Consider the following 15,536-nt stretch of genomic DNA (forward strand, 5'->3'; position numbering starts at 1 on the left):
CGCGATGCGCGATCTGATGCGGCATTTGACCCACTCCCTGGAATTGGGCCGCGATGTCCTGCTCTGTCGGGTGGTGTCGACCCGAGGTTCGACCCCCCAGAAGGCAGGAGCCGCGATGCTCCTGGCGCCGGGCGGCGGCCAGATCGGCACGCTCGGCGGGGGATGTGTCGAGGACGAGGTCAAGCGCAAGGCAGCGGGCATGGTCGGGCGGGACGGTGTCGAACTTCACAGCTTCGTGCTCAACCATGATTACGCCTGGGCCGATGGCCTGATCTGCGGCGGCAAGATGGTCATCCTCTCCGAGTCCCCGCGAGGGCCGGCGCATCTGGCCTATTATCGGGTTTATCGCGAATTGCTCGATGCGGGCCTGGGGTTTACCGAAGCCATCGCGCTGGACCCGGTTCGATCGGGGGCCTCGGCGATCGGCGATCGCTTTCTTTTCGACTCAGAAGGAAAGACCGTCGCCTCGCTCTCGGGAGGAGCGGCCCCCGAGGAGATGACGAGAAATCTCAGATCGCTCGATCAGCGCCCCCGGCCTTCGGAGGAAGGGGGCGTGGCTTATTTGCCCACGATGCCTCGGGTCCGCCTGGTCATCGTCGGCGCGGGGCACGTGGGCCAGGCGGTGGCCGAGCTTGCCGCGCGAGCCGACTTCGACGTCTGGGTCGTCGACGACCGCCGGGAATACGCCAACACCGAACGTTTCCCGACCGCCCGCAAGCTGATCGTCGGCCCGATCGGGGAAGTCCTCCCGAATCTCGAAATCACGTCGCAGACATACGCCGTGATCGTCACCCGGGGCCACGGTCACGATCAAGAGGCCCTGCAATATCTGGCACCGACGATCGCGCCGTACGTGGGACTGATCGGCAGTCGCCGGAAGATCAAGATGATCTTCGAAGCCCTACTCGATGAGGGGATCGACGATCAAATCCTGTCCCGAGTGTCGGCGCCGGTCGGACTGGACATCGGCTCGGAAAGCGTCACCGAGATTGCAATCAGCATCGTCGCCGAGCTGATCGCGCGGAGGAATCAGGGACCCGACGCCGTCCAGGCCCACCGATCGACGCTCGAAAGGCCCCTGGCGTGACGATCGCCGCCCTCATCCCCGCCGCTGGCCTGAGCCTTCGGATGGGCCGACCCAAGCTCATCCTGCCGGTCGGCGGCATCCCGCTTATATCTCGGGTCGTCGATGCGCTCCGCAAGGGAGGGGCCGGGCGGGTTATCGTCATCACGCCACCCGACGGCTCGCCGGGCGCGTCGGAACTGATCGAGGCCGCCCAACGCGAGGGTGCCGAAATCGTCGTTGCTCCTTCACCGCCATCCGATATGAGAGCTTCGATCGAGCTCGGGCTGATCCGCCTGGGAGAAGGCCCCGAACCAACGTCCGTTCTGTTGACGCCGGGAGATAGCCCTGGCCTGGATTCAAGATCGGTTGCCCGGGTGGTCGGCCGAGCGACCGAGACCCCAGGGAGGATAGTCATCCCTCGGCACGACGGCCGACGAGGCCATCCCCTACTCTTACCCTGGCCACTGGCCTGTCTGATAACTCGACTCCCGGCCGATCTCGGAGTCAACGCCCTGATGACTAGCCACGCCGACCTCGTCGAGTTCGTCGAGACCGACGACCCCGGAATCCTCGACGACCTCGACACGCCCGAGGACTACCGACGCTGGTCCGGGTGAGATGACCTTCGAATCGATCCATTCGAACCGATCGGGTAGCTGGGGACGAATCATCCGCTCATCGCGGACCTTTATTGGGCCCATCTCCGGTCAAAGTCGCGAATAACTTCTCCCAAAGTCCGCGTCGCTCTCGCTTGATTTCCGCGAGTCGCTGGACAAGCAGGGCGTGCTGATCCGGGCCGGTTAAGGTCCCTCGACCGGCCTCTTCCGCCGACGGAATGTCCGATGATTCGGATCCGGGCTTGTCGGGACCGCTGCCGGGTCTCGAAGCGACCGTCTCGGCACGCCCGTCTTCCGACCCAACCGGCCCCTTTCGCCCTCGGGACGAGTCCGGGGTCTCTCCGGAGACGAGCCGGAGGGTGACCCGCGAGGGTTGGGGTAATTTGATGCGATTCATCTCGGCCCTCAAGGACTCTTGCTCGTTTTCGAGGAGGTCGAGCCTGGAAAAGCCCTCTCGAATCATGTCCATCTGGTCTTGATGCATACGGAACATCAAGAGCATCGCTTCTCGGAATTGATCGGCCGTCCGAAGATTCGTCCGGTTGAGTTCGTCGAGGAGCCTCGCTGTGACAGGGTCGGCAACCCCAGAGAGGTCGATTCGGGACTGGATCGAGGCGTCATCCGCAACTCGGCGACCATTCGAGGAATGTAAACTCGTCGGAGCCCGGCTGGCCAGGTCAGTCCGGGTCGAGGTCGCTCCAAGTCGATAACCAACTTGATGGCCGCCGATTTCGATCCGGTCTCCGTCGGCCAGCCGGGCGGCTCGCGTGGATCGACCTTCCACTGACAGGCCTCCCGGACACAGGAGATCGACAACCCAATCGCCCACGGGTGTCCGGACGATCGAGGCGTGGGCCTGGCCGATCTTCGGGCCGTCGAGTTGGACTCGACAAATCGGCGATCGGCCCATCAAGATCATCGACCGACTGAATCGCCAGGGTGTCCGGGGAGGGATTGCTCCCGGGAATTCCAGCCAGGCCTCCGAGGGCATCCCCCACCTGAACGATCGTGAGATCGGCAGGCTGCCCCCACGTTCCTCCAGCCCGCTTGTCCCGGCGGCTCCCGAATCGAAGTGAATCCGGTTCGGGCCGATCTGAACACCCCGAACCGGGTCGACCCAGCCGGCGGACCGTAGCCCGTCCTCCCAACGGACACCGGTCCGGCTCCCGAGGTCGACGACGAAGACCCGGCCGTCGACGATCTGGAAGTAGGCGTGGAGTCGGCTGACTTCCGGATGGTCGATCACCAAATCCGCAGACCGGACGCGGCCGACCACCAGGAACGGCTGGTCGAACTCGAATGTCGAAGGTCCCTGCAGCCCGGGCCCTTCGAGCCGAACCCTGAGCGGGCCGACCAGGCCGGTCGCCCCCGAAAACGGATGATGGAGCGGCGGTTCTCCCATCGGGCGAACTCTCCAGTGCATAAGGCTCAGGCGGGCCCCGAAACCGACCGATACCAACGAGCGAATTGACCGAGCCCATCGCGGAACGACGTTGTGGGAGAGTATTTCAATTCCCTCGAAGCCAGGGAGATGTCGGCGCAGGTCAGGCGGACATCGCCCGGCTGCTCGGGCATCCGGCGAATCGTCGGGGATTTCCCCAATGCTTCGCCGAGAGTCTCGATCATGGCTCGAAGCTCGATCGGCTCGGAATGGCCGAGGTTGTAAATATGATGCCCATCGCAACGGTCGACGGCCCGAATGACACCGTCCGCGATGTCCTGGACGAAGGTGTAATCGCGGCGAGTCGTCCCGTCGCCGAACATAGGGACCGGCTCCCCACGGTCGATCATCCGGGCGAACTTGGCGATCGCCAGGTCGGGCCGATTCCTCGGCCCGTAGGCGGTGAAAAACCGAAGGCCGGTCACGGACAGGCCGTAGACGTGGTGGAACGAATGGGCCATCAACTCGCACGCCTTCTTCGAGGCGGCGTAGGGGCTGATCGGATGATCCACCGGGTCGGATTCACGGAACGGTGCATCTGGCCGGTCGCCATAGACGCTCGAACTCGAGGCGTAGACGAACCTTGGTTGTGGGTCGAGCCGCCTGGCGGCCTCGAGGAGATTCGTAGTCCCGACGATATTGGTCGAGGCATAGGCCGCAGGGAATTCGAGGCTAGGCCTGACACCGGCCCTTGCCGCCAGGTGGACGATGGCATCGGGTTGGGCCTGGAGTACCAGTTCGCCAACGCGACGGCTATCGAGGATGTCGAACTCGTCGAGCCGAAATCGGGTGTTTGCCACGGCCTGGGCCAGGTTCAGCCGTTTCTGAGACTCGGGATAGAACGGATCAAAATTGTCGACACCTATGATCTCGTCGCCCCTATAGAGAAGGCGATCGACCAGGGTCGAGCCGATGAATCCGGCAGCGCCGGTGACGAGGATTTTCATGGGCGGCGCCGCCTTCTCCATCGATTGAGTCACATCATTCATTGTAACCATTGAGGTATGTCGCGATCATCCCTCTTTTGAGATCGTCGCGAATTTTGGATCCGACGGGACAGCCTTTCAGCCGGCCCAGAGCGCCATGGGGGGCGAGTCCTATTCAATTGTAGCAGTCCCCGAAATAATTAGGCCGTAATGGTGGGAAGCCGGTAGTTTCGCCGGTCGGCTGCGATACCGAGCAAAGCAGCAGTGACATCCAATGGTCGCCTGCAATGCAAGCGATATTAGACCCTGGACGTATACACGGGGGACCTAAGTCCGCTCCAAAAATAGACGCACAAGTGTTTAAAATCGACAATGGCTTTGTAAGCCATAATTTGCTGGAAGAGATCTGGTTGTGCCGGAAATGGCAAAATAGACGGTAGAGGGAAATTGTCGTTCACAAACCGAGACCTAGGACGCTTTTCGGGTAGCTGGCTTTATGCCTATCCCCAGAAAGGCTTGGTTTGACGGGATGGAGAGGTCTTTCAGGGACAAAAATCTTTGGCCGTTCGGGGCGACGCTCTGCCCAAATGGATCGAGAAGATAAAAGTAGGATTGATCTCGACGCTGGTAGTGCATGCCCGGGACGGTCGATTCCATCAAAATGGTTCGACGTCCGGGCAAGCGTGAGCCGGCGGCTCGTGAGAAGGCTCGATGGTCCCGACCTCGGGTAAAACCCGCAGGATCGGGGTGAGCCGATTTGCATCATGTGGGGTGCTAAGAGATCAGGGTACAACCCACGGGCACGAAGTGTGCGCCGTCAGAGGCGTCCAGGCCTGATTGCGCGATTCAAAAGGTTGCTATTTTCTATTCAGTGAAATTCCTGGCTGCATAGGTCGCTCTTGTCGCGGACTGCGGTGCCGGGGAGGAGGTAGAACCGGTGACCGAATCACACGCCAGCAACGTCCTCGGAATTTCGTCGATGCCGAAAGTGACGGGTGCATCCGTCATCCCGCCACGCTCGGAGCGAGCGAGGGACTATTCGGGGGATCGAGATTCGATGAAGGGTCCCTTGAGCCGGGAAGACTGGTATACGTCGGCGAAGGCCGTCGCGGATTACCTTTTAGCCGGGGTACTCCTTCTGCTAACATTTCCCATCCTGATCACGGCGGGGATCTTGACCCGGCTCACTTCTCGCGGCCCGGCGATCTACCGTCAGATCCGTCACAGCCGTTCAGGGCGTGAATTTACGATCTACAAGATTCGGAGCATGTATGTCGACTGCGAGCGGACCACCGGTCCACTCTGGTCTACCCCCGGCGATCCGCGTTTGACGCGATTGGGCAAATTCCTCCGTCGAAGTCATATCGACGAATTGCCCCAGCTGTTCAACGTGCTCCGCGGAGAGATGAGCCTCATCGGACCGCGGCCGGAGCGGCCGGAGTTCGTGCGAGAGCTCGAGAAGTCGATCCCTTTCTATCGGGATCGTGAGCGGATCTTGCCGGGCGTAACCGGACTCGCGCAGGTCCAGCTCCCCCCCGATACCGACGTCTCCGAGGTCCATCGCAAGCTGGCATGCGACCTCTATTACCTTCAGAACCAGGGCCCCTGGCTCGATCTCCGGATCTTGATGAGCACGGCGACCAAGGTCGTTGGCCTTCCCACCCGGGTCTCATGCCGCCTCTTCGGAATACCATCCGGTCCGCAGATCGAAGAGCACTACCATCGTCTCACCTCATCGGCTCGCGGGTGGGCACCATCGAGCGTCAGTCGGGACGAATCGGAGGTCCCATCGGCATGGGTCTCCTCCTTCGATGCCGAACGGCGACTGGCCTTGGGCGACTGAGCCTGTACCGACGGGGCGGGAGTCGCCCGTCGTGAGTTGCCTGGCCATAGATCACCGAGAGTAGGGATCCGGTAATGCACGATTTGCCGGTAGGCTCCGCGCTGCCGATAGGCCCGTCGCCATCAAGACTCCCGTCGGGCCTGACGTCCGTCATGGCCCCGGCGCGGGGTCCGCGACCGGCCATCCTGAATGCCACCCCGAATGCGACCGCTCTGCTCGGTTCGCTGAAGAGGCGATGGGTCCCTGCGACGATTCTGGGCGTCCTGGCCGCCACCGTCGCAGCCGCCGTGGTCTGGCGCACCCTGCCCCCCTCCCGTCATATCGCCAAGGCGATGCTGCACGTCGCGTCCAGCCAGCCGAGCATCATCTTCCCAACCCAGGAAATCCGCAGCAACTTCGATATCTATAAACAGACGCAATTGCGACTCCTGAAAGGTCGCTCCGTCCTGACGGCGGTCCTGAGCGATCCGGAGGTCGCGAAACTAGATATCGTCCATCAGGCCTCGCGGCAGGGCGACCCGATCGCCTGGCTGGAGCGAGAGATCCACGCCGAATATACGGGCGAAGTTTTGAATATATCGATGGTCGGCAATGGGCCGGAAGGCCTGGCGACTCTCGTGAATGCTGTGGCCGATTCATACCTCGTCGAGGTCGTCAACGTCGAGGCCAAGGACCGGCGGAAACACTTCGTCCAGCTGCAGGAAATTTACAAAGACTACTCGGAGCGACTCAAGGAAAAGCGCTTGGAGTTCGAGACGTTGGCGCGCAATCTTGGTTCCGCGGATCAGTCGAATGTACGGTTGACTCACGCGCTCGCCCTCGAGAATCGATCCGTCATGGAGCGAGAGCTGACGCGTATCCGGATGGACCTCCGGCAGGCCGAGATCGAGCTTTCGGTCGCGAAGGAGTCCGGCAGCACGAATCCCGTCGAGACCGATTTGAACGATCTGGTTGTCGAGGAGGCCATCCGGAATGACCCAGTCATCCTCGAATGCCAGAGCCGGATTCGTCGCCTTAACGCGACCCTCAACTCCGCCAGTCGGCTGTCGCGCAATCAAGATGACCCGTCGATCCGGCGTCCGCAGGAGGAATTGAAGGGCCTGACTCGTCAGATGCGCGACAGGGAGTCCGCCATCAGGCTCGCCCGAACGAAGGAGGTCCGGGAAAACGAGGGGGAAAGTCCCCCGTCGAGTGCGACGGCTCTGGAGAACCAGATCAAGATACTCAAGCAGATGGAGCGTCTCGCCGAGGCCGATCTGAAGAGCCTCTCCAATGAGGCGGGGCAGATCAACCAGAGTTCCATGAGCTTGGAAACGCTGCAGTCCGAGATCGCTATCGCAGAGGCGTCCACGAAGCGAATCGGTAATGAAGTCGAGGCGCTGAAGGTCGAGTTGGATGCGCCATCCCGAGTCCGACTGATCGAGCCGGCGGACAAGCCCTACCTCTCGGCCGATAATAGGCTGCGGACGGCCGCGATGGCCGGAGTGGCCACGTTAGCGCTCGTGGTGGGTGGATTATCTTGCGTGGATTTCTTGGCTCGTCGTGTCCAGTCGGTGGATGAAGTGGTTCATGGCCTGGGCCTCCGACTGATCGGCACGATTCCGCCGCTACCGAAGAGGAGTTCCACGGTTGAGTCCGGGGCCAACGCTGAAGGGCCACCCCAGTGGCATGGCGAGTTGATCGAGGCGGTGGACAACCTCCGTACGAACCTCCTCAATTCCTCCTCCACCCTTCCTATTCGCTCTCTGGTCGTCACAAGCGCAGTGAGTGGCGAGGGGAAAACCTCGTTGGCCTGTCACCTCGCGACGAGCATGGCCCGAGCCGGCCGGAAGACGCTGCTGATCGATGGTGATCTACGATGTCCGGACATCCACGGAATCTTCGACCTGCCGCCCAGACCCGGCCTGGGCGAGGTGCTCCGCGGCGAGACCGAGGTCGGGATGGCAATCCATCCGTCGGCGTACCCGAATCTCTGGGTCATCACCGCCGGCCTCTGCGACGAATGGGCCCTTCAGGCGCTGTCCCAGAACAAATTACGCGTCTTGCTCGATCGGCTCGAAGATCAGTTCGACTTCATCGTGGTCGATACGCCTCCCATCCTCCCTATCGTCGACGCGGCGCTGATCGCGAAGCAGACGGACGCCTACGTCCACGCGGTCTTCAAGGGGGTGAGCACGCTGCCCCAGGTCTTCGCCGCTCATGAACGCCTCCAGGAACTCGGGATCCCGACCTTCGGCGTTGTGGTGGCTGCCGTTCGCGGGCCGAAATATAGCGGCAGTTACAACTATCACAGGGGTCGCATAGCGTCGGCCTCGCGACCGGAGGTCGAATGACGGTCGGCAGCTCGGCAAAGAATCCGGACGAAGGCCCGGGCGTGGCGAGCCGTCCGGAGATTCTCTACGTGGCCCACCGGCTCCCCTATCCTCCCGACAAGGGCGACCGGATCCGGACCTTCCATGTGCTTCGTTCCCTCTCGAGTCGCGCCGCGGTCCACCTGGCATGTCTGGCCGACGAGGAACCCGATGACGCAGCAGTCGATTCGCTCCGTAGATACTGCGAGCGGATTGCGGTAGTCCGACTGGGGCGGGTGACTCGCGGGGCGAGGACGATGGCCTCGCTGGTCTTTGGGGGGACCGCGACCGAGGGCGCGTTCGGTAACCCCAGCCTCCGTCGTATCCTCCGGCTATGGGCCGGGGAAACGCGGTTCACAGCGGCCCTGGCCTCTTCTTCGGGCGTGGCCCAGTACCTGCGGATCGAAGAACTCCGCGAGATACCCGCCGTCGTCGACCTGATGGACGTCGACAGCCAGAAGTGGCTCGACTATGCCGCGACAACCCGCGGTCCCCGGTCCTGGCTCTACGGGATCGAAGGGAGTCGGATGCGGCGGTTGGAGGCCGGGCTCTCCGACTCGATGTCCGCTTTAACTCTGGTCACCGAGGCCGAGGCCGACATCTATCGTCGCTTCCGCCCGGACGGCCCGGTTCATGCGATCCCCAACGGGGTCGACCAATCATACTTCCGGCCCGATCCTCCCGAGGCCGAGAGCGGCTGCGTGTTCGTCGGGGCATTTGACTACCGACCCAACGTGGATGGTGCCTGCTGGTTCTGCCGGGAAGCCTGGCCCGGAATCCTCGACCGATCGCCCGGAGTACGGCTGGCTCTCGTAGGGCGACGTCCCAGCCCCGTGGTGCGAGGTCTGGCCCGGCTGGAGGGAGTGGATGTGGTTGGTGAAGTACCGGATGTCCGGCCGTATCTGGCCGGGGCCGCCGTGGTTCTCGCCCCACTCCGGATCGCCCGAGGGGTGCAGAATAAGGTGCTGGAGGCCCTGGCGATGGGCAAGGCAGTCGTCGCTTCGCCTCAAGCTCTGGAGGGACTGAACGTCGACTCCGGGGTCCATCTCCTCGTCGCCTCGACGCCCGAGGACTGGTCGAATGTCGTCACGCACTTGCTCGAAACGCCGGATCTCCGGCGCCGACTTGGCGAGTCGGGGCGACGTTATATCGAAGAAAACCATCAATGGGATCGATGTCTTGAGCCGTTCGCCCGTCTGCTCGGGCTGCCGGCGCGAGCCCTCGAGGCGGGTCGGCCGCTCGTCTCCGAACGGCAGGCCCTTGGAATGGATGATCCGTGCTTTCAGTTGCGGAACTGATCCTCGAAGTCCAGCCTTCGGCTCCGGTTGGGGATTCAAGATCGGGTCCGGGTCACACCCCTGACCTCTGGATTCGATCATCAAGCGATGGAAGGGATGGAAGCTCCTGGACGTCCGGAAACTCTAGCCTTACCGAAAGTTGTTCCTCCCACGGACCTGTCGGGATGTCAGGTCCGTTATTTTTGGCAACCATAATCTGGGGAGCTAGCGACTGATGGACAGCCCCCGAGTTAGCATCGGCCTGACCGTCTACAATGGCGAAGAGTTCTTCGAATTGACGCTCGAATCGTTCCTGGCGCAGACCTACAGGGATTTCGAGCTGATCATTTCGGACAACGCCTCGACGGATCGGACCGGGGAGATCGCTCGGTCGTATGCGGAGCGAGACGTTCGTATCCGCTACCATCGCAACGCGAAGAATCTGGGCCTGGCCGGCAATCACAATCATGTCGTCGCCCTGGCCCGGGGCGAGTACTTCAAGTGGGCGGCGGCCGACGATGTCTGCCGGCCGGACTACCTGGCCCGCTGCGTCGAGGTGCTCGACCGCGATCCGTCGGTAGTGCTCGCCTATCCCAAAACTCAGTTCATTGATTCGGAGGGCAAGCCCCTCGACATCGACGATCCCGGTTGGGATCTGCGATCGCCAGCGGCGAGCGAGCGGCTGAACTCTGTCATCTCGTCGAGCCACTGGATGAACGCGGTCGTCGGTCTGGTGCGAACCGAGGCCCTCCGCAAGAGCCGGCTCATGCCGTCTTATAGCGGCGGCGACTACCGCGTCCTCGGGGAATTGAGCCTGCTTGGCAAGTTTCACGAGATTCCCGAGGTGCTCTTCGAGCGGCGTATCCACCCCGGATCGACGAGCCAGCACGAGTCCCTCGGTATGAACCCTGACCCCAAGTGGCTGGTTCGCTGGTGGACGGGCACCGATTCCGAGGTGTCGCTGCCGCGGTGGAGCCTGAGAATCGATCACCTCCGCACGATCGCCCGATCAGGGCTTCCCGTCCGTCAGAAGCTCTCGCTGATGCGGACGCTCCTCCGCGAAGTTCGCTGGGAGCGGAGGACGTTGGTGCGGGAGCTCTGGGCGGGGGCGATCGCACACGCTCCGATCAAGCGGGGTGGCGTGGCCTGAACCCGCGAGGGGGGCCGATCCGAGGGCACCCCATGAGTCCTATCCATATCATCCCGATCGCCTACCCGACCACGCCGGCGGCGGAGGACCTGGCCCAGACCGAGACCGCATCCATGAATTCGAATCCTCCTTGCCGATTCTGCGGAACGCCGCTGCACCACACGCTCGTGGACCTGGGGATGTCCCCGCTCTGCGAGAGCTACGTCAGCCAAGATCGGCTAAACGAGATGGAGCCGTTCTATCCCCTGCGCGTCCACGTCTGCGGGGAATGCTTCCTGGTCCAACTGGAAGCATACGTCACCGCCGAGCACATCTTCGGCGATTATGCTTACTTCTCGTCCTACTCGGATAGCTGGGTCGAGCACGCCCGAGTGTACGCCGGGCGGATGATCGAACGATTCGGCCTGGACCGACGTCATCGCGTCGTCGAGGTCGCCAGTAACGACGGATATCTGCTCCAGCATTTCGTGGCCAGGGGCATACCGGTGCTCGGCGTCGAGCCGGCTGCGAACGTGGCCGAGGTGGCCAGGAAGCTCGGCGTTCCATCACTGGTGAAGTTCTTCGGGGAGCAAACGGCCCGCGAGATGGTGGCCGACGGCCGCGGCGCCGATCTACTGATCGGCAACAACGTCCTGGCCCAGGTCCCGGATCTCAATGACTTCGTCGAGGGCCTGCGGATCGCGCTCCGGCCCGAAGGCATCATCACCCTGGAATTCCCGCACCTGATGAAGCTCATGGCGGAGAACCAGTTCGACACGATCTATCACGAGCATTTCTGCTACTTCTCTTTCGCCACGACAGTCCGGATCCTGGCGGCTCACGGCCTGACGGTCTTCGATGTCGAGGAGCTGCCCACGCACGGCGGCTCGCTCCGGATCTACGCCCGCCATGCCGAGGACGCTACTCGGCCGATCGACGAGCGGGTTGGTGCACTCCTCGGACGCGAGTCGGCCTCCGGTTTCAATCGCCTGGAGAGCTACGCCTGCTTCGGCGAGCAGGTTAAGGAGACCAAGCGAAAGCTGCTGAGCTTCCTGATCGAGGCCAGGCGGGCAGGCAAGACGGTCGTCGGCTACGGCGCGCCGGGCAAGGGTAACACCCTCTTGAATTATTGCGGGATCCGGACGGACTTCCTTGACTACACCGTCGATCGGAGCCCGCACAAGCAGGGGAAGTTCCTGCCGGGGACTCACATCCCGATCCTCCACCCCGACACGATCAGGGAAACCCGGCCGGATTACGTGCTGATCCTCCCCTGGAACGTGAAGGACGAGATCATGGCACAGGTCTCATACATTCGCGACTGGGGGGGGCAGTTCGTGATCCCGATCCCCGAGGTCCGCGTCTACCCCTGATCCCCGGCGGGATGCCGCCGTCGGGGGTCCCCTCAATGAGCGGCCCTGGCCTCTCTCCGGAGCTGTCATGCTGAAGACTCACTGCGACCAGGGCGGCCCGATCGGGCCGATTTCATCGGCCGAGGCGGACGCCCTAGGGCGTGATATTCACGAGCTGATCACCCAACTTTATCCGATCTGCCGGAGCTTGACCGGGGACGGAGTACGTCGGACGCTCGGCCGGATTGGGGAGCTGATCCCCCTGGAGTTGCACGAGGTACCCACAGGGACGCGGGTATTTGACTGGGCGGTGCCCAAGGAATGGAACATCCGCGATGCGTACGTCAAGGATGAGACGGGCCGGCGGGTCATCGACTTTCGGGAATCGAACCTCCACGTGGTCAGCTACAGCGTTCCGATCCGGGCACGTATGACGCTTGCCGACCTGAGGCCGCACCTTCATACGATCCCCGAGCATCCGGACTGGATCCCCCACCGCGCCAGCTACTACCAGGAGAACTGGGGATTCTGCCTGAGCCATCGTCGCCTTGAGGAGCTGGAAGAGGGCGAGTACGAGATCTGCATCGACTCGTCCCTGGAGGACGGGCACCTGACCTATGGCGAGTGCTACTTGCCCGGCGAGCAAGGCGACGAGTTCCTGATCTCCTGTCATACTTGCCACCCCTCGCTCTGCAACGACAACCTCTCGGGGATCGGCGTGGCGACCTTCCTGGCGAGGCACCTGCTGCGGAAGCGGCTCCGCTACTCGTTTCGCTTCATCTTTATCCCGGCGACAATCGGATCGATCACCTGGCTGAGTCGCAACGAGGGGCGAGTCGCCAGCATCAAGCATGGTCTGGTCCTCACCTGCCTGGGCGATCCCGGGGATCCCACGTACAAGAAAAGCCGTCGCGGCGACACCGAGATCGACCGCGCGTTCCAGCACGTGCTCGGCCGATCGGGCCGGCCTCACGAGGTGGTCGACTTCTATCCGTTCGGGTACGACGAGCGACAATACTGCTCGCCGGGGTTCAACATGCCCGTGGGGGTCCTGTCGAGGACCAGGCACGGCCGCTTCCCCGAATACCACACGTCGGCGGACGACCTCGAGTTCGTCCAGGCCCTATCCCTCGGCGACTCGCTTTCCTGGTGCCTGGAGGCGATCGCCGTCCTGGAGGGGAACCGGACCTACCTCAACACCAACCCGAAGTGCGAGCCGCAGCTCGGCCGTCGGGGACTCTATCGGATCAGCGGCGGGCCGGGCGAGCTGTCCATGCTCTGGGTCCTCAACCTGTCCGATGGCGCGCATTCGCTGCTGGGTCAGGGATCTCCTTCGGGGCGCTGAGGGCGGCCGCCGACGCCCTCGAGAGTCACGGCCTGCTCGAGGAAGTTTCCTCGGTGGCGTCGCCGCACCAACCACAGAACGGGAGCCATAGATGATCGCGTCAGCCGAGCCGTCGATCGAGGTTCAGAAGGGTTATTGGAAATTCTGGAACACGCGCCCCGGATATCCGCACGACCGCGCGTTGCGTCGGGGCGAGAAGATCGTGGGATATCTCTTGGGTCTCGGCCTGGATCGGCCTCGAATTCTTGACCTGGGATGCGGCATGGGATGGCTCTCAGGCGAGCTGGCCCAGTTCGGCCCCACGACGGGAATCGACCTTTCCGAGGAGGCGATCGATCGGGCGAGGCAGGAGTATCCGCAGGCGACCTTCTACGCCGGCGACGTACTCGACATGGAACTGGCTGAGGGTCAATTCGACGTGGTCGTCTCGCAGGAGGTGATCGCGCATGTACCGGACCAGGTCGAGTATCTGGAACGGGCGGCCTGGGCGCTCCGGCCCGGCGGCTATCTGATCCTGACGACGCCCAACCCGTTCGTGCACCGCCGGGCGGAGTGGCCGGAACAACCGCCGGGACATCTCGAGCACTGGCTGACGCCCCGGGAGCTGAATGGCCTGCTGCGCCGGCGATTCCGGGTGCTGAAGCGGACGACGGCCGTTCCCCTGGGAAATCGCGGCATTCTCTGGGTGGTGAATTCCCCGAGGCTGGGCCGCCTGCTGGAGGCCATCATGACGCCCCGCCGTTTGGAGTCGATGAAAGAATGGGCCGGCTTCGGTTGGACCCAGGTCGCGCTGGCCCGCAAGAAGTGATCGACGAATCTCGCACGAGGGGCAAGTCTATGCCGAAGCGAATCGCCGTTCTCGGGCACGTCGGACGCGGAAACCTGGGGGACGAGGCCACGCTCGCGGCCGTGATCCGCCAGGTCCGCTTGCACGAGCCGCTCGCCGAAATCCGGGCACTGACGATGAACCCGGCCGATACGCTGGAGCGTCACGGGGTCCCCGCCTTCCCCCTGAGGCGGACGGCGGGCCACGCCCCTGTGGTGCCGGCTACCGACCAACAGTCCGCGCCGTCCGGCGAAGCCGGCCAGGACTGGAAGCAAGATGTCCTCAACCGTCTCAAGGCGGTCCCCCTGATCGTCTCCCCCCTGAGACGGCTTCGCGACGCTGCCCGAGCGGTCGCCGACGGAGTCGCCGAGATGGGGTTCCTCGCTAGGTCGAGTCGGCACTTGAAGGAGATAGACCTTCTGGTCGTGGCCGGGGGAGGCCAGCTGGGAGATTATTTCGAGGGGGTCTGGGGATATCCGTTTACTATCTTCAAGTGGGTCTTGATGGCCAGGGCCCGCGGCGGTCGCGTCGCCTTCCTCAGCGTAGGGGCCGGTCCCATCGACTCGTTCCTGAGCAAGCGGTTTTTCCGATGGGCGCTGTCGCTGGCGAGCTATCGCTCCTTCCGGGATGAGGGATCGAAGGGGTTGATCGAGGCGCTCGGGGTAATCGGCCCGAACCATGTCACTCCGGACCTCGTCCATGAGATCGAGACCACGGGGGACGTCTTGGCCGGGCGTGACGGGGTTCGGGTTGTGGGGATCAACCCACTCCCATTCCACGACCCTCGTTATTGGGCCGAGGACGGCCAGGACATGTATCGGGACTACGTGCGGAAGCTCGCAACCTTCGCGGTCCGGCTGATCAATTCGGGCTATCGGATCGTCCTCTTCCCGACCCAGGTGAAGGCCGACCCGCCGGTGATTTCGGACGTACGTGCCTTGATCGCCGAGGCCTTGCCGATGTCCGGTCTCGACTCGGTGACATGCCCGAGGGTCGCGACGATCGATGATTTGCTGGCTGCGATCGATCAGACAGACCTCGTCGTTGCCAGCCGTTTCCACGGGATCGTCATCTCGCTGGCCATGGGACGGCCCGTGATCGGCCTCTCCTACAATCCGAAGACCGACGAATTAATGGCCGACATGGGCCTTGGTGATTTCGTGTCCGACATCGGCGGATTCGAAGTCTCGTGGCTGATCTCCCGAGTCGAAACGACCCGGGGCGCTTACGAAGAGATCCGCGATCGGATCGAATCGCGAAGGGAATCGTACCGGGCGGCCCTCTCGGCACAGCACGAGAAGCTCTTCGGTGAGGCTTGCGAGACCGCTCCCTGCCTGAGCGCCCCCTGAGGCGACGCGGGCAT

General features: G+C 63.1%; 12 protein-coding genes. 10 read left to right on the forward strand and 2 right to left on the reverse strand.

The features are described from left to right. Positions 1-16 precede the first annotated feature (16 nt). The gene (locus P12x_RS29710; protein ID WP_435011853.1) at positions 17-1,087 is read left to right on the forward strand and encodes an XdhC family protein; all 1,071 of its coding nucleotides are present in this window, start codon (positions 17-19) and stop codon (positions 1,085-1,087) included. Continuing rightward, positions 1,084-1,683 carry a nucleotidyltransferase family protein gene (locus P12x_RS29715; RefSeq protein WP_435011854.1) on the forward strand — a complete coding sequence of 200 codons (600 nt, stop codon included), beginning with the start codon at positions 1,084-1,086 and terminating at the stop codon, positions 1,681-1,683. The genes P12x_RS29710 and P12x_RS29715 overlap by 4 nt, the downstream gene beginning before the upstream one ends. 58 nt (positions 1,684-1,741) lie before the next feature. Here P12x_RS29715 and P12x_RS29720 read toward each other — a convergent pair whose 3' ends face one another. Further along, a complete protein-coding gene (locus P12x_RS29720) occupies positions 1,742-3,085 on the reverse strand; it encodes an FHA domain-containing protein (protein ID WP_435011855.1) in 1,344 nt (447 codons plus the stop codon). Between the two features lie 26 nt (positions 3,086-3,111). Beyond that, positions 3,112-4,071: an NAD-dependent epimerase/dehydratase family protein gene (locus P12x_RS29725; RefSeq protein WP_435011856.1), complete on the reverse strand. Its 960-nt coding sequence runs from the start codon at positions 4,069-4,071 to the stop codon at positions 3,112-3,114. A 1,036-nt stretch (positions 4,072-5,107) separates the two neighbouring features. Here P12x_RS29725 and P12x_RS29730 point away from each other — a divergent pair. The 8 genes from P12x_RS29730 (at position 5,108) to P12x_RS29765 (ending at position 15,522) form a co-directional block, all read left to right on the forward strand. Then, a complete protein-coding gene (locus P12x_RS29730; protein ID WP_435011857.1) occupies positions 5,108-5,893 on the forward strand; it encodes a sugar transferase in 786 nt (261 codons plus the stop codon). 152 nt (positions 5,894-6,045) lie between these two features. Next, positions 6,046-8,226 carry a polysaccharide biosynthesis tyrosine autokinase gene (locus P12x_RS29735; protein WP_435011858.1) on the forward strand — a complete coding sequence of 727 codons (2,181 nt, stop codon included), beginning with the start codon at positions 6,046-6,048 and terminating at the stop codon, positions 8,224-8,226. Then, the gene (locus P12x_RS29740) at positions 8,223-9,542 is read left to right on the forward strand and encodes a TIGR03087 family PEP-CTERM/XrtA system glycosyltransferase (protein WP_435011859.1); all 1,320 of its coding nucleotides are present in this window, start codon (positions 8,223-8,225) and stop codon (positions 9,540-9,542) included. Before P12x_RS29735 ends, P12x_RS29740 begins: the two co-directional genes overlap by 4 nt. Positions 9,543-9,756: 214 nt before the next feature. Next, positions 9,757-10,671, forward strand: a complete 915-nt coding sequence (locus P12x_RS29745) for a glycosyltransferase family 2 protein (protein WP_435011860.1) — start codon at positions 9,757-9,759, stop codon at positions 10,669-10,671. A 32-nt stretch (positions 10,672-10,703) separates the two neighbouring features. Beyond that, positions 10,704-12,023: a methyltransferase domain-containing protein gene (locus P12x_RS29750; RefSeq protein ID WP_435011861.1), complete on the forward strand. Its 1,320-nt coding sequence runs from the start codon at positions 10,704-10,706 to the stop codon at positions 12,021-12,023. A 67-nt stretch (positions 12,024-12,090) separates the two neighbouring features. Beyond that, entirely contained in the window at positions 12,091-13,347 is a 1,257-nt protein-coding gene (locus P12x_RS29755; protein ID WP_435011862.1) for a DUF4910 domain-containing protein, read from the forward strand. Positions 13,348-13,438: 91 nt separating this feature from the next. Further along, the gene (locus tag P12x_RS29760) at positions 13,439-14,155 is read left to right on the forward strand and encodes a class I SAM-dependent methyltransferase (protein WP_435011863.1); all 717 of its coding nucleotides are present in this window, start codon (positions 13,439-13,441) and stop codon (positions 14,153-14,155) included. Positions 14,156-14,184: 29 nt separating this feature from the next. After that, a complete protein-coding gene (locus tag P12x_RS29765; RefSeq protein WP_435011864.1) occupies positions 14,185-15,522 on the forward strand; it encodes a polysaccharide pyruvyl transferase family protein in 1,338 nt (445 codons plus the stop codon). Positions 15,523-15,536: the final 14 nt, after the last annotated feature.

It is taken from the genome of Tundrisphaera lichenicola (assembly GCF_051175385.1).
GTDB classification, from domain to species: Bacteria; Planctomycetota; Planctomycetia; order Isosphaerales; family Isosphaeraceae; genus Tundrisphaera; species Tundrisphaera lichenicola.